The sequence below is a fragment of the Infirmifilum tikiterense genome, from assembly GCF_054696565.1.
Map to the genome: position 1 here is coordinate 12,993 of NZ_CP182482.1, position 20,461 is coordinate 33,453.

Sequence of the window (20,461 nt, forward strand, 5' to 3'; positions counted from 1 at the left end):
ATGACCGCCGAAAAGCCTTGCCTGGCGCCTAGAACCCGCGAGGAAATCGGGCGCAAAGCCGGATCCCCCGTGAGTGCCCCCGAGGTCCCCCAAGGCAACGGGTTAAGCATGAACCTCTTCGTCGTCGTCCTCGCGAGGGACCGCAGTCACGTAGAAGAGAAGGCGGCGGAGCTGGAGCGCCTCGGCCTACCGTTCACCGCCGTGTGCGGGGAGAGGCTAAACCACCCGCGCGTAGTCTACAGGGAGCCCAGGGGGAAGTGGGATGCCATCAACTTCGCCAGGCGGCTCGTCCCGAAAGACGCGGACGTCGTCGTGCTTAACGATGTGGATACCAGGATCCACAACTTCTGGCACGCGCTCAGCCACCTCCACAGCGCCGACCTCGTCTACTGCAGGGTCGAGGTGAGCGGGGGACCCCAGGTGAAGTTCTACAGGATCGCGGATCCCATCAGGAGGAGGCTCCACGTCTTCGCCAGCGGCGAGCTCATGCTGATGAAGCGAGAAGTCTTCGAGCGCGTCCTGCCCGTGCCGCCCACAATCGCCGAGGACACCTACATCCTCTTCAAGGCACTCGAGCTCGGCTACAAAGCCCACTTCTGCACCAAGACCTACACAACCACCAGGCGAACAGCCAGCGCCAAGGAGGAGGAAGCCTACAAGGCCAGAACCACCCTCGGCATCTACCAAGCCCTGAGGCACACAAGGCCACCCCCCTGGACCAGGGCCTTCTACGCACTCCTACCCCTCGCAACACCCCTCCTAGCCTTAGCCGGCGAGGACGGCAGAGCGTGGGCCAAAGGCATCGTAAAAGCCCTGAGCATGACAATAGCCGGCCACAACCCCGCGAGGTTCTGAGTGAAGATCCTAGCAGTCTCACCCACATACCACCCTCACGTGGGCGGAGTCGAGTACGTGGTCGAGTCCGTAGCCGAGAGGCTCGCTAAGATGGGCCACGACGTCACCGTGCTGGCAGGGGAGCCCGGCGCCGAGGGACCGCGGGAGGAGGAGGTGAACGGAGTCAAGGTGGTCAGGTGGCCCACCCGAGCTCCGGGAGGCGCGTACCACGTCCCCAGGCAGCGCAGCGAGCTGGAGGCCCAGCTGAGGGAGCTCTCGAGAGGAGTAGACGTGGTGCACCTACACAGTGTCCACGCAGTCCTCCCCGTGTGGGTGGGCTTAAAGCTTAGGCAGCTGGGCTTCGCGGGAAGAGCCGTGGTCACCCCGCACTTCCACGGCTCCGGCCACACGTCCCTCAGGAGGCTCCTCTGGATCCCCTGGAGAGCCTACCTGAAGAAGCTCCTCGGATCCGTCGACGTCGTGCACGCCGTGTCAGAGTACGAGGCCGAGCTCATCGGGAAAAGCTTCGGGGTTAAACCAGTGGTGGTGGAGCACGGGGTCGATGAAGACGTCTTCGAGTACCACTGGAGCCCGGAGGACTACGCCATGTACAGCGGGAGGCTTGAGAGGTACAAGAACGTCGAGAGGCTTGCCAGGATCGTCAGAGCACTCAACGATATGGGGCTTAAGGTGAGGCTCGAAGTTTATGGCGAAGGCCCATACAGGGGGAAGCTAGAGGAAGAACTCAGGAGAATCGGAGTCGAATACCGCTTAGAGGGCTTCCAACCGAGGCAAGTATACCTCCAGAAGCTCTCCAGGGCGAGGTTCTTCGCGCTCCTATCCGAGAAAGAGGCGTTCGGGCAGACAGCCAACGAGGCCAACGCGATAGGAGTCCCCACTGTCGTAGCGAAGCCCTGGGGGAAGCACTTCGCCAAAAGACCTAGAACCCTTGTTGCTAACCTAGCGGAGAGAGACGAGGAGATAGCAAAGAAGATGCTCAAATTGCTTGAGGAAGCGCCAAAGCGGCCAAAGCCAAAGGTGCCCACCTGGAGCGAAACGGCAGATAAATACCTTAAGCACCTTTACACTTTCTGAAGCGCGATTAGACAACATAGGTCGAGATTCAATAAACATCTTGACCATACTATGTGGAATCTCCATAGCCTTGATGAGAGATCTAGACATCGAGGTGATTTACAGACCCATATTGCACGGTGTCGGGCGACCACGGGACGACAAGTGATGTGCTCAGAATAGATTAGGCTGAAGAACTCGGACTTCATGTCTGCTATGAGCTGGTAGAGAAGCTGTAATTAAGAACAGTTTAGATCCTTTCCGCGGATTGAAGCCCATTTTAAACATTCATAAGCGGGATCTGATGGGGGATGCCGGCTTTCTGCTGGTTTATGTTAATGCTTAAAAATAGTCAAAAAGCAATATGATTAGGGCGATTTCATGAAAACGATCGGCATCGTCCATCTTTTGCCGCCTTATATTCCTGTTCCACCTCATTATTACGGTGGAACAGAACGTGTAGCCTATGCGTTATTCAAGAAGCTTCACGAAATTAGGCATAGTGAAGACTATCCCATTCTACCCATACTAATCGGTAAAATTTCTACCTCCATTGACAAACATTTAAGTGAGTATATTATTAACATCGATGACCTAATACCGGATGCAGATAAACTCAATATACATGTGTTTATGTTTCACATTCTCGGTAAAGTTGAGGCTATAAAAAGAGAGTTTTGCATGGATCGGATATTAATACATAATCATGTTATTCAAAGGGATAGCTGGATTCACTTGGCATATACAAAATATAAGTCTTTATCAACGCTACATTACGACCCCCCTCTGCTCGCTCACTTTAGGTTGCGAATAATACTGCCTAAGAATACATTATTTGGGGCCATATCTCAAAACCAATATCTCCGCCTAAAATCAATTCTAGGCCCCAATCTAATAGCCTACGTGCATAACGGACTTGAACTTCGCGAATACCCCTTCTCTAGATCTAAGGACGACTACTTTATATCTATAAATATATAATACCGAGCAAGGGTGCCCATATAGCGGCGTGGCTAGCCAACGAATTGCAGTTCCGATTACTTATTGCAGGACCGCTCAGAGATAAAGAATATTTTGAGAGGTTCATTAAACCACAGCTCGGAAAATACGTCGAATATCTCGGTGAAGTAGAAGAAAGGAAGAAGAGGGAGCTTCTAGCTAGAGCCAGAGCGATGCTTTTCCCCGTATTAAGAGAGGAATTCTTCGGATTAAACGTTATAGAGGCACTAGCCTGCGGAACACCAGTTATAGCATTGAGTAAAGGCGCTATGTCAGAGCTAATTCTTCACGGTAAGGTAGGGTTCCTAGCACATTCGTTACAGGAATTCGCTAAGTTTATAAAGGAGGTCGACAAGTTAGACCCTGAATATTGCCGGGCGTATGCACTTCAGAGACATAGTGCCGAGAGTATGGCTTTTAGATACATGAAATTATATAGATTGATATCAAAACCTTAGCTTTTGATCCGAAGATGCCTAGGGTAATAAAAGCCTACGAAAAATCTGGCGTTGCCATGCTTTCAGTTGTAGTTCTTACACATGGTAGGGATTTATATAGAGTTCGTAAAATCATCGAAATGCTTTGAAATCAGACTTATAGCAATTTTGAGCTCATTGTCGCATGCGAAATCAATGGGGATACTATTGCAGATCTTCTGAGAAGCTTTAGGCCGGGCGTTAAGGGCATAATGTTTGAGGGAGGCTACTTTAACAGAGCACTAACTGCTAACATCGCTGTTCGATTAACTAATGGAAAGTACATAGCCGTTCTTGAAGATGACCTCATCTTCGGTTCCAACTTCTTGATAGAGTTAATCAATGAATTCGAAGAGAAGAGATTTTTGGATCCAAAGCTAGGTGTCTTAGCATGTTGAAGCGTTGACCTGTTCTATAAGAAGAGCTTGATATATTATGCAAAGAGATTGGCGTTTGTTGTACGTATGGCTAGAATGCTGGATGAAATGCTGCTGCTGAAGCAAAGGGAGCCGGTAACGTTTGGCACCTGCTTTGTAGCTCTGCGTGAAGCTTTGATCGTTGTTCCATGGGATCATCAACTACCAGAACCAGTACTCGGAGAAGATTACGATCTTGCTATGAGAATCCGAAAAGCAGATACAAAATTGCGTATAAGTGTAAAGTTATGGCAATTCATACTACCCTCGGCATCATAAAACGATCGCAATACTATCGCGTAAATCCGAAAAGCTCATATCGTGATGAATGTAACATTGCTGCCGCTTGCCGTGAGAAGCTATGATGGTTCAACTCCGCTCTTCATATCTGCACGTGACTCCACTGATAAAACGACGGTATACGAAGAACTTGTTCATGGAGGTGGAAAACCCATAATTGTTCCATGTATGAAGCTCTCAACATTACTGAAGCATCTTAAAATATCACAAATAGATATATTAAAGATGGATATTCGAAGGAGCTGAATTAGAGGTTCTATCAGATAAAGAAGCTTTTTCACATCGTCGAATCAAATCAATTGTAGGGAAATCCACAGCAAATATAACCTAGCATATGTGCTAAAAATGCTTAAGAAGTACGGATACAGAAGAGTTGAAGTATTCAAATCAGGACAAGGAACATATATCCTGTACGCTACAGAATGTGTACATGAATAGCCGGTGTAGTGCTATGGGAAGCTTTTATTCCATTCTTATAGTATCCAGAAGGTTGAATCTAGATCAATCGGCTCCTAAGTGTAGCTTTGGTCTTGCCAAATCTTTACTAAGGTTAGGCCTCAAAGTGCATGTATTGACTTCATTCGCGGAACCTTCGCTTGTTGATTCCTTGCGTGTGCTCGGGGGTATCATTCATCATGTCAATCCGAGGCTTTCCTCAAGGATGTCCGCGCCGATCCTCTTGAGCTTATATGTAAAGTACATTAAAAGAAAATATGGAATTGATGTAGTTATTGGCAACGGGTACACCATATGCGACGATATTACATGGATACACTTCCCTCGATATGGCTGGATAGAAGCCTTGATGAATCTAGGCGAATCGATTCCAAGATCCTTAAGAGTGGAAGCCTTAGCAGAGAAGATTCTCTTTTCAACATCTAGATATTTACTTGCAGTATCGAACCTTGTCAAAAATATATTGTTGAAATATTATGATATTGACGAGGAGCGCATAATAGAGAATTATAACGGTGTTGACACAGACTACTATTACCCTCTTCCATCAGATGTAAGGGATGGGCTTAGAAGGAAGATGGGCTACGATGGAAGTATACTGATTTTATACAACGGAGGGATATCTAGGAGGAAGGGGTTCGACATTTTATTAAGGGAGTTAAGTGAAGCGAAGTACAAGAAGGAGATGAAGGTTATAGTTGCAGGACTTGGATTACACAATTTCGAACATGCAAAAAGCGTAATAAGAAAGTATGGCTTAGAGGATGTTGCCATACTCAAAGGTTGGCTTGAGACCCAAGATCTTAGAATGCTGTATCAAATCTCAGACTTCTTCACTCTACCTTCGATTTTCGACCCATTTTCGCTCGCGACACTAGAGGCTATGGCCTGCGGCTCTATTCCCATAGTTTCGAGATACGCTGGCACGGCGGAAATCGTTAAGAATGGCGTAAACGGTTTCGTCATCGACCCCTTACATGAAGGTGAAATTGCATCGATGTTAGATGGCATAGCTTCAAGCTTGGGAAGGCTTTCAACAATCAGGGAAAGAGCTATTGAAACAGCTAAGGAGTTTTCGTGGGATAACGTGGCAAGGGATCTCATAGTTAAATTGAGGAAGAAGGGGCTAATCTCATGAACATTGACTTTATCATCAGCTTAATATTTGAGTTATTAATGAATTTGAGCAGGCCTATTCAATCTATTCCGAGTATTCAGCTTCTAATACTCCTTACAGCTGCAAATATTCTTCTGTTTGCAGTTGCGATTTCGGTCTCTTCTAGATGCGGAGGTGGGATTTCTATGAATCAAACGTCTCATCATGGAAATCTCTTCGTATTCATTACCTTAGCGGTACTTATTGCGTTTGAATGGTGGTTGCTTTTAGGAATTCCTGGAGCAGTTATTGGGGAAGAAACTCCCGATGCATTCCTGATTTTCAAATCTGGTCACTGGGCTAGATCGCTGAAGAACCCCTACTATGATTTGATAGATGTACACGCATTCTATATGGCTCTATTCGCACTCCTAGGAGAGCTACCGGTCGAGAGCATCTTCTCCGATCTCCCTCTATCCATGGCGATAGGGCTCTTCCTAGCCGTAGCTTTAAGGGCTCTCATAAAGAAGCATACAAATATTGGATGTACCTCATTCTTCATCCTATTCTTAGCTTTAGTTGCTGTGCCCGTAGTTAATCTCTTTAGCTGGTATTTAGCCGCACCTATGGCGCTCGCTCTTCTCGCAATGAATTTCGCAATACCTAGAAGCGATAAGACTAAGTGGATTATATTTGCGCTACTCTACTCGGGAGCCCTCCTATTTCACGGCTCAGCAATGCTCGCAACCCTTCTACCGCTGTCCTATGTATTTGTGCGTATATTCCTTGGGAATGCTGATAAAAGCAGCGATGTGAAGACTCTGGCCTTTGCTACATCACTCTCCTTAATTATGAATGTGCTGAGGTTCCTCTACACCACGGCATATTTGGGTGCTGAAACCTACTGGCACGAACTTTTAAGGTTTTTAAACCTCGGTTTGCAGGCAACTACAAGAGAACCGCACTGGTTTGTGCCACAAATACCGCGTATCACTTTATACTCATTCACCGTTCTACCAGCAATGGCCTCGACCCCGCTCCTACTCTATATACTGTCAAAGATCTCCAAAAGACTAAGATGCCATTCTATCGACTCGCACTATTTGGCTCATCTCCTAACAGGGGGTACGATGCTCTTGATGGGCCTGCTCGCAAGCACCTTTTCGAACAGTTTGAGCAGAGAGCTTGGATACCCAGGTTTCATATTTGTGGCGATATCCGCTGCCTACACACTTAAGCACGTTGAGGAGAGGGGGGTTCTTCAAGTCGCTTTTGCGCTAATAGTTGCCATAGCCTATGCACTGTCACTGTTTACTCCTACTGTAAACATATGGCTCTACCTACCCTCAAACCCCATTCCAAGCTATACGCCCACGACATATGAGAGCTACTTGATAGCTGAAGCTATAGCCTCCCGCTACACTTCAGGGCTTCTATCTGTTAAATCAGTTTACTCTATTCCCATCTGGTACTCGGCCTTTACACGTGTCATAACAGTTCTTGAGGGGTCTTCACAAGCGGGATCTCTGATCCTTAGCAGCGATATAGCAGAGGCGTGGTGGAGTTGAAAGTACTCTACGAGCTCATCTCAGTTAAACTTCCATCCAACGGATATAGGTCAATAAACTTGTTGAGCTTGGGGTGAAAGTACATCTCGATGTTCCAGCTCCATCTTTGCAAAAATGGGGTACGTCTAGGTGATAAACACTTTGAAGGTCTTGAACGTTAAGGCTCAGGCCGTTTCCGTAGATCGCGGAGACGTGCTTACACTGATTAGAGAAGGGAGTAATGTATTGCTCGCTAGGGTTAGGCCGCCTCGATTCGATGTTAAGTACCTGTACCGGTTCAACGGGGTTCGGGGCGTGCTTATTGCTAGGCTCGGCGACATCTACCTAGCTTCAGTGGATAGCACGCTGTATGCGTCCAGAGACCTTGTTGAGTGGCGGTCTGCCTTAACGGTTGCGCGCGGTAACAGTATTTGGCATGCCTGTGAATTCCCTGAGGGAATAGTGGTTCAAGAGTACGGGGAGAGCCCTACGGGGCTTTACGCCTCAGCTGATGGCTACAGGTGGAGCCGGGTTCTAACAAACATTGAAGCGGATCCAACCTCAAGGCACTTCCACTACATTGCCTACGACCCGTATAGGGATGCGGTTCACGCAACCCTCGGAGATGCGAACCTCGTGAGGGCTGTAGCAATCAAGGGGGGGTTCTTGGAGCCGGCATACAGGGGTCCCTGGCAGTTCCTACCGGTCGCCGTGCTTGAAGACATCGTTGTCTTCGGCTTCGACAGCGGCATAGCTAGGGGCGGCTTAGGAGTCTTCAGCCCTGAGGAGGAGAAGTGGAGCTTCATCTTCCTGAAGTGGAGGGGTGGAGGCGTTAGGCATGCGCAGATGAATGAGCTGAAGGCGTTTAAGGGCGTCTGGATTGGGGCTCTCGGAGCCTCCAGTGCATTGGCGGTCTCGGACAGACTCGGAGAGTGGAGGCTACTACACCTAGAGGGATTGAACCAAGTTTTCAACAACTTCATGAGTTTAGCCGTCGGAGAGAACTTCACTGTCGCTTCTACGGGTGAGAAGCTCATCGTATTCAATGAAAGCGACGTTAGCGAAGCTCTCCGGGGGAGCCCGTCCTGGTGCGGTACAAAGGACAAGAAATAGATTCAGTGAAAATTTTTTGTAGTAGATTCTAACACAATTAAGCAGGCAAATAATTTACTACAGCAAAAGTTGATAGTTATTCCTGTCTTGTCATTCCATGGCTCGTTCTGTCTGATGAAAAGAGAGCTTTTTAAGGCATCTCGAGGCTTTGATGAAGAATGCCCGTTCTTTTACGATGATGTAGATTTTGCATTAAGAGCTCGTGGAAGGGGCGCAAAAATAGGCGTTGTTTTAAATACCAATGTAACACACTTAGGAGGAACAATTATAAAGAAATACAGGCATGAAGCCAAATATATTACAACAAGTCATTTGTATTTCGTTTCTAAATATTTTGGCCTGTGTTCAGCAGTATTAGAAACTTTCAAATTCTTGTCCTGGTTTATAACAAGTTTGTTTAGGGGAAAAGTTCAACAAGCGCTAGATATTTTTCTTGGAATTGAATTAGGACTGGCAAAATCCCTAAAAACGAAGCTTCACTAACAAGGAATTTACTGAAGAATTTCCACTGAATGTGTTCAAAATAAATTTTTATCCATTCCAGAAGCTACCCAAAACAGGATTTGGACGCGTGTAATTGTTGGGAGCTCTGAGACTACTCTTCCTTATGAGCGGTACAGCAGAGTTTATAGTGCTGAGCAGAGATTTTTAATAATCCTAAGGGTGCTCGTGGATGATTCCTTTAAGATCGGAAAGCATCTTGCATACTGAGGATATAAGTGATATAGATAAACAGAGAATAGATGTTGTAATGTGTACTTATAATAGCAATAAGCCTTACTTTAGGCTAGTTCTTAAAAGTGTTAAACATGAAGCACCGATAAATAATTTTATCGTTATAGACAAGCATAGCCATGATGGCACGTTAAGTGTTGTTCGTGAAATTTTCCCAGATGCAACCATGATTAGATGTAGCTGTAATCTGGCATATGCACGTTACTTAGGTATTAAACAGGTAGAGACCTCATGGTTTATGTTTCTAAACGATGATGCCATTCTGCTACCTGGATGGTTTCACGCGATTAAGCGGTTACTTGTGCTACCTAACGTAGGTGCGATCGAGGGGTCTCACGTATACATTTTACAAAATTCCAGACCTCTACAGAGAAAAAGTGTCTTAAAATTAAAGTATCCCATAAACCATGTAAATGCATCTATGGTAGTTCATCGAGGACTATTTGCCCTCACCAGAGGTATGCTTATTTCTACCCTTCTGCGGAAGGATATTGTAGCTGATTGGAAGCCCCATCCTAATCAGGGTTCGTTAGAAGACTACTCAATTACACAGCATATAATTGGAAGGGGATACTTATGGGCTGTCGCTCAGAATGCCATCACATTACATGTAGGCTGGGTCATGCCGAAGTCAAATTATGAAGGAATAATTGCGGAGCTAAAAAAAGGTATGTGGGACGGATCAAACACTCATTTTGTAGAAATTCCAAAAGATATGCTTGCATTACACTTAGTAGCCCGTTGCATAGCATCGCTCCTGAAAGGGCAGATTACCCGATTAGCATATCCTATCGGCTACATTATCGGTTACTTAAGTGGCATACGTTATTGCGAGCTCAAAAGATGATAAATAGTGTCTAGGTATGCCTCCCTTCGTAGGTTATGGAATAAAAGAGTCTCTGGTTAGAGGCAAATTAGGGAGGGTCTGGAGGGTTTACAAAACAACTGGAAATTGGTACGAGGTTTTACTAGTACATATAGGTTTGAAAAGATCTTGTGTGGCTCAATTAAGGTCTGGACACACAGTTCTAGTTAGCAAGGAGGCGTGGCCCGAGTACTGGAAACACATCACAGTAGAATTTCTAAAAGCTAAGCTTAGGAACCTTAGTCTATCTGAGAATACAGCATCCTTTGAATACCTTGGCAAAAGGATAGCGCTTCACTTTCCTAAGGAGGTGAACCTTGATACTTTGCTTAGTACATTTTTCTACGAAGACTATGTGCATCTTAACATCGCTAGCAGATGTGTTATTGATGTAGGGGCATATATCGGCGATACCGCAATATATTTCGCCTTGAGAGGTACAAGGAAAGTGTTCGCCCTCGAACCGTACCCATATACATACAGCCTTCTAGTCAAAAATATTAAAATCAATTCTTTAGATTCAATAATAAAACCGATCAATATTGCTATTGCAAGCAAGGATGGAGTGATACATCTCTTGTACACCGAAGAAGATACTATCGCCAAGCCAGCATATGGTAGCGCAGGAGTTGAAGTTGTATGCTGTAAGTTATCAACGCTTATAGAGAGATTAAAACGTAATTTTGAATTAGCAGAAGATTTAGTATTGAAAATGGATTGCGAAGGATGCGAATATGACGCAATATTAGGCTCGGATAAGGAGACGTTAAGAGCATTTAGAGAAATAATCCTAGAATTTCACGGAGACCCTAAGCCGCTCATAGATAAGTTGAAAGGAAGCGGGTTTAAAGTAGAAATCATAAGCAGAAACCCTAAACTTAACACAGGGTTTTTATATGCTATACGAGAAAGCCTTAGTTTAGAGTAGACACCATGCATGCAGTTGTTATAGGTCCTAGGATTACTCCTCCTTGGGATAGTGCTACTGCAAGCCTCGCTAAATCTAGGCTGATGCTGTTTACTCACCCAAGGGTAGTTAGGTTTCTTGATGACGTGAGCTTGCTTACAGCGTTCCGTGACTACAGGAGGGTCACGCATTTCCATGAGAATGCGTTCGGCAATGAGGTATACCGCAAATATTTTGTCTGGTTGCGCCAACTTGATGCCAAAGCGTATTTCGTCGAAGGTTGTGACCCTGATGTGCGTCCTAGGCTTGCTCAATTCATGCTAAACTACGCTTTGCACAGTGTTGTACTGCCCAACGCTTATCGCATTCTATGGTATATAGGCTATGCGCCTTCTCTACCTTACCTGCGACGGGAACGCGGTAAAGTGTTCGTGGAAAATTTTACATTAGATTGGAGAGATGCTGTACTCAACCATGCTTACATTCGTGTTGCAACTTCGACATCAATATATCATGCGATAAGAAAGCGCCGGAAACCGGCTGTTTATCTTCCTCCGGCTATTGATGCAGGAGTATTTTCTCCTCAAAGTGGCACTATAACTGAATGGCTTAAGAATGGAATTGAAGAGGCTGATGTTCGTTTACTCTACATGGGACCGCTAATTCGAGATAGATTTCCCATTGAGATAATTATACCCATGTTATTGAGGCTTAAGAATGCAGGTTATAAGCCGGTTTTAGTCGCTCTCAGCACTGTCCGTAATAGGGAAAGCCTTGGATACTATAGATATATTAATAATCTTATACGTAAACATGGTCTTAATAACAATCTAATACTTAAACTAAGGGTCCTGGTAGACGATGATGAAAAGGTTTCAGCATACAACAGCTTTGATGTACTACTGTATATGCCCCTTACAGGCAAGTTAATGGCTGACCCACCTATTACCGTCCTAGAGGCCATGTCCTGCGGTCTTCCACCTGTAACGACTTCTATTGGAGACATCGGTTATATTGTTAGTAAATACAGTGCTGGAATAGCATTAAGTAAACCAGGTCCTGATATTCTGGCTAAATCCATCATGGAAGTCATTAATAATAAGGAGTTTCTGAGCAAAAAAGCTAGGAGGGTCATTGAAACAATGTACTCAGTTGAAGCTGTTGCTAGGCTAGCAGAAGAGATTTTCACGAAGATTTGGGGGCAGTGATTGCATGGGTAAAAATGTGGCCATTATAGTATTGAATCACAATGGTTTACGCGCTCTAGGGTCTAAGCTTCTGAAGAGATGCCTTAACGGCGTCCTCAACACTGATTACAGGGACTTTATCGTAGTATTTGTAGATAATGGTTCCACGCCTATGATAAGAAAGCTATGTATACAGTTGAGAGCTCGCTATGCTTTATATACAAGCATTATGGGTTAAAGTCATCAATTCGATGCATCCTCTCTAATATATGGTGGTTAATAGCCGAGCTCTATAGGCTCGATTTGCCCACCGCGCTTGGCATTGCTTTTGGACTCCTCAATGGTACACATAGATTAAAGCTATCTCAGGATATGCGAAAATTATAAATAGATAACATTTGAGAGAACTGGGGAAATGAAGAATGAATACTTTACGGATAGTATGAGAGAAAATCTTGCTTCGTATATAGTCTCGTTTTTGCAAAATCTCCTTTTTAGAGCTGAGAGTGGCTATGGTTACTTCTATGGCTATGACTTAGCCAGGAACAAGCCTATTGAGCCTGTCTACTGCGAGGTCACAGGTTACGGTCTCTCATTCCATAGTTTCTTAAGCGCTTTGACCGGCGATGTTGAGCACCTCGATCTTGTTAAGCTTCTCGCTGAGTTTCTCATGGTTGCTCGCAGTAAGGTGTCCGGTTCTGCCATACTCTATGGCTTTTACCCTAGTAAGGATGCATGGTCCAGTCTTGCGTATTCCTTTGATAACGGCGTTGTTGCTAAGGCTTTTTTCGATGCCTACAGAGCTTTAAATAGTAAAAAGTACCTCGACCATGGGCTGAGAATTTCTGAGTGGCTAGTCAGTGCTATGCAACGTAGTGATGGTGGTTTTGCAGCGGCTTACGACTATGGTGAGAAGGGATTTATAGACTTTAACACGTGGTATGGTAACGGTGGGTGCCTTCATGGTAAGCTAGCTATACCTCTCCTAACAGCATGGAAACTTAGTGGCGATGATAGATTTAGAGATTCTGCCGAGAAGCTTCTTGCATGGCTCTTAAAGCTCCAGATGGATAATGGTGCTTTTAGGGCCAGGGAGGATACTAACTATGTCTTTCACCATACTCATTGCTATGCTCTCGAAGGTTTTCTCTATGCATGGCATGAACTTGGAGATGATAGGTATCTAGATGTTGCTGTGAGGGGTGCTAAGTGGCTTGCACGCATTCAGCATAGGAGTGGTGGTTTACCCGATTTATATCCTTATCCCATATTTGTTAGGAGACTTGTGACCGATGCTACAGCGCAGGCTATTCGTATCTGGCTCATATTGCACAAGATTACGGGCAACGAGTTCTGGTTGATGCACGCCGAGAAGGGGCTGGGCTTCTTGAAGAGCATTATGTTCAGGAGAGCGCGTGCACACGGCGCCTTACCCGCACATGTTTGGTATCCGTTATACAGTGCGCGAAGGACGCATACGTGGTCGATGATGTTTGCAGCTCAAGCCTTCGTATTTTCGAAAAAAGAACTGTCCTTAAGCGAAATGATGCAATACCTCTTCTGAGGTTAGCACGTGTGTTAAATATTGCTTACATGTGCCAGGGTATGAGTGAGATTCTATGGCAGTCAGGGTCATGATCGTTGCTGGTACTAGGCCCGAGCTCGTAAAGTTAGCTCCTGTGTTCCGGGAGCTCGAGCACGGGGGCATCGACTACGTGTTCGTGTGGAGCGGTCAGCACTACGACTATGAGATGAGCAGGGTTTTTATCGAGGAGCTGAAGTTGCCCGAGCCAGATTTTGATCTCAGCGTCGGTAGTGGTAGCCATGCCGTTCAGACCGCTAAGACTATGATCGGCATTGAGGAAGCAATCAAGCGGTATAACCCGAATGTTGTAGCCGCTTTAGGAGATACGAACACTGTTGTAGCTGCTGCCCTTTCCGCTGTAAAGTCTCTTGTACCATTTGCCCATATCGAGGCCGGTCTCCGTAGCTGGAATGAGAGCATGCCTGAGGAGGTTAATAGGAGAGTTGCTGATCATGTTGCACAGCTCCTTTTTACACCCTCACTGATCGCTACCCTGAACGTGCTGGCCGAGGGGATCCCCCTCTCGCGGACGTTCCTCACAGGCAACACCATTGTCGATGTGCTACTGGAGGCTCTGCACATAGCTGAAAAGCATGGCGAGCTAGCGAGCACGCTCAAGCTAGACAGGCCCTTCATTCTAGTCACTGTGCATAGGCAGGAGAACGTAGAAAGCTTAAGTAGACTATCCTCCATAGTCAGAGCATTGGTTAAGCTTGCCTCAGAGTACCTGCTCGTGGTGCCACTGCATCCACGGACTAGGAAGAAATTGCAAGATCTCGGGCTACTTTACGAGCTAGAATCCCGTAGCAATGTAAGGCTTACAGGACCACTTGGGTACTTTGAGTTCCTTTATCTGCTCAAGAACGCCCTTGCGGTACTGACCGATAGCGGCGGTGTTCAGGAGGAGGCTTTCACATTGAAGATTCCCACCATAACGTTACGCTATAATACGGAACGGCCGGAGACCGTGCTACTTGGGTGCAATGTGCTAGCAGGGGCTGATGAGGAGGCTATAGTCGAGTACACAAGGCGTATGATCGAGATTCGTGAGCAGTTGAGGAGCAAATTGAGCAATACACCAAACCCCTATGGCGATGGGAAAGCGGCTCAGAGAATAGCAAGCATCATTAGTAATTATGCTGGTAGCGGGCTCTCCATCGAGGAGCCGGATCTGCGTGAGACCCCTTACATCATTTACACATTCAAGCAGCTGAGTGACCTTGTCCCACAGCTGGATGATGTGTTATCCTATGTGGCTAAAGACGGCGGTTTAACCTTAGATCAAGCGAAGGCTTTTGCAGTCTATGTAAGGTCTTATGTCAGGGTTATGAAGCCGTGGGAAAGCCTAGGATCCTCGTAATCACGACTGCTTTTCACCATAAACACAGATACAGACTTCATAGCTTCCTACCTTACCTGATGAATTATTTCGACGTAGATGTTGTAGATGTGCCGCTGCTGAGCTACGACAAAGCCGAGGGGGAACCGTTCTCGAAGCTCATCGCTAGAGTAGCTCGGGAGTTGTCGGAGGGAGGTGTCAAAGAAGAGCCGCTGGGAGGAGGGCGTATCTACACTTTGAGATCACTTTTCCCAGGAGACTTTGGGGCCTTAGCAACTTTACCCGAATTGGAGGTACTGATGAGCAGACTCGGGCGTAGGAGTTACGCTACAGTGCTAGCAACTCCGTTCCTAGCAGGATTCCTAGCTCTGAGGCTTAAGCATTACCTAAAAGAGGTGCCAATAATTTACGAGGACGTTGACAGGTTCTACGACTTCTTCAGGAACCCCTTATACAAACTCGTAGCAAAAGCCATCGAGTTATGGGCTATCAGGAATAGTGATGCAGTCATTTCAGCATCCCCCCACTTGTACATAGAGGATGTTCACGTCAGGCGGGGTAAGCCCACATACTTTGTACCAAATGGCATAGAGTATGCTAGGTTCCGTGAGTCGGCCTTAAGGGCGAAAGGGCGCAATAGGTACGCTCTAGTGTACGTCGGTGCTATTGAATGGTGGTCCGGTCTTGATGTGGCAGTTAATGCGGTCTCTTTGGTCGCGAAGGAAATCCCAGACGTTAGGCTGTACATAGTGGGTGAGTATGGTACGCCTTTTGGCATCCATCTAGCCAGTCTGATTAAGCGTTTAGGCTTAAAGGATAAAGTCGTATTCTTAGGGCGGAGACCCTATAATTTCGTTGAGCATTTCCTACCGCGTTGCAGAATCGGTCTTCTCACTTTCCCTCGGTCAACGGTTACCGAGAGGGCTTTCCCGTACAAAGTGCTTGAGTATTGCGCTGCTGGAACCCCCGTGGTTTTAACTAGGGTGGGCGTACTTGCCACTCTCATCGAGAAGTACGGTGCGGGCATTGTGCATGATGTAGAAGACATTGAGGGCCTTGCATCGGGCATCGCCGAGCTGATAACAGACGACTTAGTCTGGAGAGAGGTTAGTGAAAATGCTGTAAGGCTAGCCTCGCTATTCGATGTTGAGAGACTGGCCAGATTAGAAGCAGATATAATACGTTCAACATACGACATACGACATGTCCTGCGATAACACGGTTTCAGTCGTCATTGTTACACACAATGCTGGAAAGTATATCCTGCCTTGTTTAGTGTCTGTTCTCAGTTCACGCAATATACACTTGGAGGATGTCATTGTGGTGGATAATGCTAGCCAAGACAGTACTGTGGATACCATACAAAGGGTCTTTGGGAAAGACAGTCGAGTAAAGATCATTCGATTGCACAAGAACATGGGCTTCCCCTATGCATGCAATCTGGGCATAGCACATGCACATAGCAAGTATGTCGTGCTGATGAATCCAGACGCAATAGCTGATCCCTACTGCTTCGCTAACCTGCTGGCGATAATATCCAGCGACGGGCAAGTGGCGGTTGCACAACCTAAGATCGTCCACCCAGGAGGCTACATCGACAGCGCGGGCGGATTAATGGATCTCCTTGGCCACGGCTTTCACATAGGCAAGCTTCAAAGGGACCAAGGTCAATACGACAGATCTCGAGACATCTTCTATGCTACCTTTGCCTGCGCTATGCTACGACGCGACATCTACTTAAGGCTCGGTGGCATGGATCCTAGGTTCTTCCTCTACAACGAGGATTTGGACTTCTGCTGGAGGTGCTGGCTTGCCGGCTACCGTATAATCTATGCGCCTAATGCGATAGCCTATCATGTTGGTCAGCATATCACCAAGAAGCTACCGTATCAAGCCATCTACTTTGGCAGGAGAAATAGATTGTACACAGTGTTTACTAACTACCCTCTCTTAGTGGGTATCGTCGCTTCTCTCCTCCTTCTTGCGTTCTACATAGATCTTAGCTTTTTATCTGTTATAAGAGGGGATAAAATTGAGGCAAGACTCACACTGAGGATCGTATACAAGTTCTTCAGAGATCTCAAGTATTTAACTAGGAAAAAGTTGAGCTTAGTCAGAAGAAGGCATCTTTCAGAGATTTTGGCACGCCGTTTGATTACCTTCAAGCTAGTGGGACTTAAACTGTACCTAACAGGGCTCTATAGGAGGCAACCGGCATTGGAGAAGTAGTAAAGCATAGCCTAAACTACATTACTTATCTTAATGGTGCTTTCTCGGTGTATCGCGTTGAGGCTATTGAAAAGTAGGGGATTATTCATGCAGTACTTCTTCATGCGAGTGAATATTATGAGTTGGGATGGAACATTTGGCGAATATTTCAACGTTCCCCTTAGATACTATATAGAACTGCCATGTGTTGAAGTCTGAAGCGCTTTGCCTGCAGAGTAAGCCTTAGATTGGAGGTCGACGGATTTCTGGTCGGGGCTGGATGAGGCGTGGAGGTTGAGGTAGGATCGCACTTAAGGCTTGCAGGGAAGCTTTACGATGCTGTAAGGTTCATCTTCATAGCAAGGCTTGCCGGAAGGAGGCTGAGGAGGCTCGCCGAGGTTTTTCCCACTCCTAGGGATGTCGTCGACAAGGCCTTCGGCTTCAGGTTTAGGGATCCGATTGCAAGCCTAGTGCTGAGGCGCGATGTCTACATCGACATTTAGGCCTGCTCAGGTGTATAAGGAGATCCTTAGGTTGGCAGAGATCATTGCAAACTTAAGGCCTAGGAGGGTTCTAGAGATTGGGACAACCGGAGGAGGAACCCTCTTCATTTGATCCAGGCTCGTCTCGGATGATGCTACAGTTATAAGCATAGACCTCCCAGGAGGCCTCTTCGGGGGCGGTTACCCTACATGGAGGGCAGTCCTCTACAGGTACTTCAGGAAATCCCAGCAGAAGCTACACCTGGTAAGGGGCGGCTCGCACGACCCTAGAACCCTTGAGAAGGTTAAGGAGATTTTGGGAGGTGAGGAGCTGGACTTCTTGTTCATAGACGGCGACCACACCTATGAGGGGGTCAGGAGGGACTTCGAGATGTACTCACCCCTCGTGAGGGGCGGAGGCGCAGTGGCGTTCCACGACATCGTTCCGGGGCCTCCGGAGAACGTTGGAGGCGTGCCGAAGTTCTGGAGCGAGGTTAGGAATAGGTTTAAACACCTGGAGATAGTGAAGGATTGGAGCCAGGGAGGCTACGGCATTGGGGTGCTATTCCTGTGAGGTGTGGGGTTTGTGAGATCTTGCAACAGTTGTTTGGCTTAACTACAACAGCTCTAGTTTTCTAAAATGTGGTGCTCGAGAGCCCGTGGTTACGGATAACGGCTCGGCGGATGGGAGCTTCGAGGCGATTAAGAGGCTCATTGAGGGGAGGAGGCCCAGCGGTATCAGGGTGAAGCTCGTCAGGCTCGAGAGGAACTACGGGTTTGCTGGAGGCGTTAACAGGGGTTACGCCGCTAGGGACCCTGACTCGAGGTACCTGGTTCTCCTCAACAACGACGCAGTCCCGTACCCGGACAGCCTGGGTAGGATGGTTGAGGTTCTTGAGAGCAACGAGGGGCTGGCTGCCGCTCAAAGGGTGATCGTTAGATACGGCAATCCCGGCGTTGTGGACAGCGCTGGGGGCTTTCTAGACGGGTTCCTCTTCTCCCACCAGGCCTTCAAGGGTTTGGGGACTTCTTCGGCGAGGAGGGGTTTCGACGCTACGTACGCTGAGGGGTCGTACTCTGTCTACAGGGTTGACTACCTCAGGAGAGCTTTGAAGACCGGCGAGAGGCTTTTCTACGATTTCATGTTCGCGTACTACGATGACTCGTACCTCGGCTTAAAGCTGTGGAACGGGGGTTTTGCATCGCTACAGTGCCATGGGTGGTGGCGGAGCACGGGGGGAGCGCGACGCTTGGAAGGCTTAGGCCTAGCCAGCTCTACCTCATTATCAGGAACAGGATCGCTCTGAACGAGGTCTCGAATAGCAGGTGGAAGAGCGCTACGAAAACGCTGACGCTGAGGTCGATCCTCACGGCTAGGGACCCGAGCACCAGGCGCTTAATATACTCGGCTTACTCCGCTGGGGTGAGACTGGGGAGGCTACTCACAGGGCTCGGCGAACGCTTAGACGTTTACAGGGCCCCAGTGATCAGGCTACCGGCCCGGGTAGCGGCGCTGGGCTTAGTTCTCCGCAGGGGCATCGACTCTTACTGCGGGGAAGCTTTGCTTAAGCTTGTTGAAGGCCCGCTTCGGTTTGACGAAATATGATGGATTTAAGTCCCCCTAGATGCGCGCCTCGGAAGTCATTTACACTGAACCGGCGCACGCCCCGAACTCATGGAAGTATTTATAACATAAAGAGTATAATGATTGAATGTGTCGGGTCGCCGGCGCTCTGAACCAGTTGAGGCGTGTGTCAGCGTTTATGGTGGTGGCTGTTGAGGGGGCTTATCCTTGCTGGTGGTGAGGGGTCGAGGCTCAGGCCTATAACTCTCGCGGTGCCGAAGCACCTTATCCCGCTGCTCGGTAGGGCGATGATAGAGTACCCTGTTCAGCACCTCGTGGAGGCTGGGGTGGGGGACATTGGCGTTGTTGTGGGGTACTTGGGGCACCTGATCAGGGGTTATCTGGGGGATGGGTCTCGGTACGGGGCTCGGTTCGTGTACGTTGAGCAGCCGGAGAGGCTCGGGATCGCGCATGCGATTCACCTGGCCGTGGAGGCCGGCTTCTTTGACGGCTCCTTTGTGGTGTACCTCGGGGATAACGTGCTGGCCGGGGGGATCGGGAAGTACGTCGGGAGGTTCCTTGAGGAGGAGCCCGACGTGTACATCCTGCTTTCGAGGGTTAGGGATCCGAGCAGGTTTGGGGTGGCGGTTGTCAGAGATGGGAGGGTTGTGAGGCTCGTCGAGAAGCCTAGGGAGCGTGTAGCCGACTTGGCCGTGGTGGGGGTTTACATGTTCAGGGACCCGGATCTCGTCGAGAGGGCTTACGCCTCCCTGAAGCCGTCGTGGCGCGGGGAGTACGAGGTGACGGATCTGATACAGTGGTTTATTGACAACGGCTATAGGGTTCTCTACGACGTTGTGGATGGGTGGTGGAAGGATGTAGGCACCCCTGAGGGCCTGCTGGAGGCCCTCTACCTACTGCTGGACTCGATTGAGCCCAGGCTGGAGGGCGAGCTCGCGGGGGAGGCTGTGGGGCGCGTGATCGTTGAGAGGGGGGCTGTGGTGGAGGGCAGGGTGTACGGCCCCGCCTACGTGGGGAGAAACGCGTATATAGGTAGGGGGGCTGTGGTCGAGCAGTACACGTCCCTTGAGAGTGGTGTGAGGATGGCGTCCGGGGGCGCGTCGAGGACGCTTGTCATGGACAACGCTTTTGTGGATGTCGGGAGGCTGAGGCTTGTGGACAGCGTTTTGGGGAGGTTCAGCGTTGTTAGGTGCTCGAGGGAGCTGCACGGGGAGCTGAGGCTGGCGGTGTCGGACTACAGCAGGGTTGAAATCTAGG

Annotated in this window: 23 protein-coding genes and 1 pseudogene; all 24 read left to right on the plus strand. The window is 48.0% G+C overall.

The genetic code is table 11. From position 1 onward, the window contains the following. Window positions 1-69: 69 nt before the first annotated feature. The 24 genes and pseudogenes from ACNO7C_RS00090 (at window position 70) to ACNO7C_RS00205 (ending at window position 20,460) form a co-directional block, all read left to right on the plus strand. Complete coding sequence (locus ACNO7C_RS00090; RefSeq protein ID WP_460025012.1) at window positions 70-855, plus strand: glycosyltransferase family 2 protein; 786 nt, start codon at window positions 70-72, stop codon at window positions 853-855. Continuing rightward, window positions 856-1,929, plus strand: a complete 1,074-nt coding sequence (locus ACNO7C_RS00095) for a glycosyltransferase family 4 protein (RefSeq protein WP_460025013.1) — start codon at window positions 856-858, stop codon at window positions 1,927-1,929. A gap of 360 nt (window positions 1,930-2,289) precedes the next feature. Further along, the gene (locus ACNO7C_RS00100) at window positions 2,290-2,889 is read left to right on the plus strand and encodes a glycosyltransferase family protein (protein WP_460025014.1); all 600 of its coding nucleotides are present in this window, start codon (window positions 2,290-2,292) and stop codon (window positions 2,887-2,889) included. Between the two features lie 44 nt (window positions 2,890-2,933). Then, on the plus strand, window positions 2,934-3,365 hold the full coding sequence (locus tag ACNO7C_RS00105; RefSeq protein WP_460025015.1) for a glycosyltransferase: 432 nt from the start codon (window positions 2,934-2,936) through the stop codon (window positions 3,363-3,365). Window positions 3,366-3,505: 140 nt separating this feature from the next. Continuing rightward, a pseudogene (locus tag ACNO7C_RS00110) lies at window positions 3,506-3,781 on the plus strand (glycosyltransferase family 2 protein); the annotation flags it as partial. A 66-nt stretch (window positions 3,782-3,847) separates the two neighbouring features. Beyond that, window positions 3,848-4,078, plus strand: a complete 231-nt coding sequence (locus tag ACNO7C_RS00115) for a hypothetical protein (RefSeq protein ID WP_460025016.1) — start codon at window positions 3,848-3,850, stop codon at window positions 4,076-4,078. A gap of 45 nt (window positions 4,079-4,123) precedes the next feature. Continuing rightward, window positions 4,124-4,345 carry an FkbM family methyltransferase gene (locus ACNO7C_RS00120; RefSeq protein ID WP_460025939.1) on the plus strand — a complete coding sequence of 74 codons (222 nt, stop codon included), beginning with the start codon at window positions 4,124-4,126 and terminating at the stop codon, window positions 4,343-4,345. 205 nt (window positions 4,346-4,550) lie between these two features. Beyond that, on the plus strand, window positions 4,551-5,693 hold the full coding sequence (locus tag ACNO7C_RS00125) for a glycosyltransferase family 4 protein (RefSeq protein WP_460025017.1): 1,143 nt from the start codon (window positions 4,551-4,553) through the stop codon (window positions 5,691-5,693). Beyond that, window positions 5,690-7,219, plus strand: a complete 1,530-nt coding sequence (locus ACNO7C_RS00130) for a hypothetical protein (RefSeq protein ID WP_460025018.1) — start codon at window positions 5,690-5,692, stop codon at window positions 7,217-7,219. The genes ACNO7C_RS00125 and ACNO7C_RS00130 overlap by 4 nt, the downstream gene beginning before the upstream one ends. A gap of 129 nt (window positions 7,220-7,348) precedes the next feature. Continuing rightward, the gene (locus tag ACNO7C_RS00135) at window positions 7,349-8,311 is read left to right on the plus strand and encodes a hypothetical protein (protein ID WP_460025019.1); all 963 of its coding nucleotides are present in this window, start codon (window positions 7,349-7,351) and stop codon (window positions 8,309-8,311) included. A gap of 114 nt (window positions 8,312-8,425) precedes the next feature. Further along, window positions 8,426-8,794 carry a glycosyltransferase family 2 protein gene (locus tag ACNO7C_RS00140; RefSeq protein ID WP_460025020.1) on the plus strand — a complete coding sequence of 123 codons (369 nt, stop codon included), beginning with the start codon at window positions 8,426-8,428 and terminating at the stop codon, window positions 8,792-8,794. 190 nt (window positions 8,795-8,984) lie between these two features. Next, window positions 8,985-9,893, plus strand: a complete 909-nt coding sequence (locus tag ACNO7C_RS00145) for a glycosyltransferase (RefSeq protein ID WP_460025021.1) — start codon at window positions 8,985-8,987, stop codon at window positions 9,891-9,893. Between the two features lie 16 nt (window positions 9,894-9,909). Beyond that, window positions 9,910-10,839, plus strand: coding sequence for an FkbM family methyltransferase (locus ACNO7C_RS00150; RefSeq protein WP_460025022.1), 930 nt, complete (start codon window positions 9,910-9,912; stop codon window positions 10,837-10,839). Between the two features lie 404 nt (window positions 10,840-11,243). Next, window positions 11,244-12,026 carry a glycosyltransferase gene (locus ACNO7C_RS00155; protein ID WP_460025023.1) on the plus strand — a complete coding sequence of 261 codons (783 nt, stop codon included), beginning with the start codon at window positions 11,244-11,246 and terminating at the stop codon, window positions 12,024-12,026. A 4-nt stretch (window positions 12,027-12,030) separates the two neighbouring features. Continuing rightward, window positions 12,031-12,243 carry a glycosyltransferase gene (locus ACNO7C_RS00160; RefSeq protein WP_460025024.1) on the plus strand — a complete coding sequence of 71 codons (213 nt, stop codon included), beginning with the start codon at window positions 12,031-12,033 and terminating at the stop codon, window positions 12,241-12,243. A 177-nt stretch (window positions 12,244-12,420) separates the two neighbouring features. Beyond that, window positions 12,421-13,569 (plus strand): hypothetical protein, encoded by a 1,149-nt coding sequence (locus ACNO7C_RS00165; protein WP_460025025.1) that lies wholly within the window; start codon window positions 12,421-12,423, stop codon window positions 13,567-13,569. 55 nt (window positions 13,570-13,624) lie between these two features. Beyond that, the gene (gene wecB, locus ACNO7C_RS00170) at window positions 13,625-14,950 is read left to right on the plus strand and encodes a non-hydrolyzing UDP-N-acetylglucosamine 2-epimerase (RefSeq protein ID WP_460025026.1); all 1,326 of its coding nucleotides are present in this window, start codon (window positions 13,625-13,627) and stop codon (window positions 14,948-14,950) included. Beyond that, window positions 14,926-16,146: a glycosyltransferase gene (locus tag ACNO7C_RS00175; protein WP_460025027.1), complete on the plus strand. Its 1,221-nt coding sequence runs from the start codon at window positions 14,926-14,928 to the stop codon at window positions 16,144-16,146. The genes wecB and ACNO7C_RS00175 overlap by 25 nt, the downstream gene beginning before the upstream one ends. Continuing rightward, window positions 16,133-17,158: a glycosyltransferase family 2 protein gene (locus tag ACNO7C_RS00180; RefSeq protein WP_460025028.1), complete on the plus strand. Its 1,026-nt coding sequence runs from the start codon at window positions 16,133-16,135 to the stop codon at window positions 17,156-17,158. Before ACNO7C_RS00175 ends, ACNO7C_RS00180 begins: the two co-directional genes overlap by 14 nt. Window positions 17,159-17,424: 266 nt before the next feature. Then, on the plus strand, window positions 17,425-17,640 hold the full coding sequence (locus tag ACNO7C_RS00185; RefSeq protein ID WP_460025029.1) for a hypothetical protein: 216 nt from the start codon (window positions 17,425-17,427) through the stop codon (window positions 17,638-17,640). 148 nt (window positions 17,641-17,788) lie between these two features. Beyond that, window positions 17,789-18,193, plus strand: coding sequence for a CmcI family methyltransferase (locus tag ACNO7C_RS00190; RefSeq protein ID WP_460025940.1), 405 nt, complete (start codon window positions 17,789-17,791; stop codon window positions 18,191-18,193). An 85-nt stretch (window positions 18,194-18,278) separates the two neighbouring features. Beyond that, window positions 18,279-18,926 carry a glycosyltransferase gene (locus tag ACNO7C_RS00195; protein WP_460025030.1) on the plus strand — a complete coding sequence of 216 codons (648 nt, stop codon included), beginning with the start codon at window positions 18,279-18,281 and terminating at the stop codon, window positions 18,924-18,926. Then, window positions 18,842-19,225 carry a hypothetical protein gene (locus ACNO7C_RS00200; RefSeq protein WP_460025031.1) on the plus strand — a complete coding sequence of 128 codons (384 nt, stop codon included), beginning with the start codon at window positions 18,842-18,844 and terminating at the stop codon, window positions 19,223-19,225. Before ACNO7C_RS00195 ends, ACNO7C_RS00200 begins: the two co-directional genes overlap by 85 nt. A 170-nt stretch (window positions 19,226-19,395) precedes the next feature. Further along, a complete protein-coding gene (locus ACNO7C_RS00205) occupies window positions 19,396-20,460 on the plus strand; it encodes a glucose-1-phosphate thymidylyltransferase (protein WP_460025032.1) in 1,065 nt (354 codons plus the stop codon). The last annotated feature ends 1 nt before the right edge of the window (window position 20,461 follow it).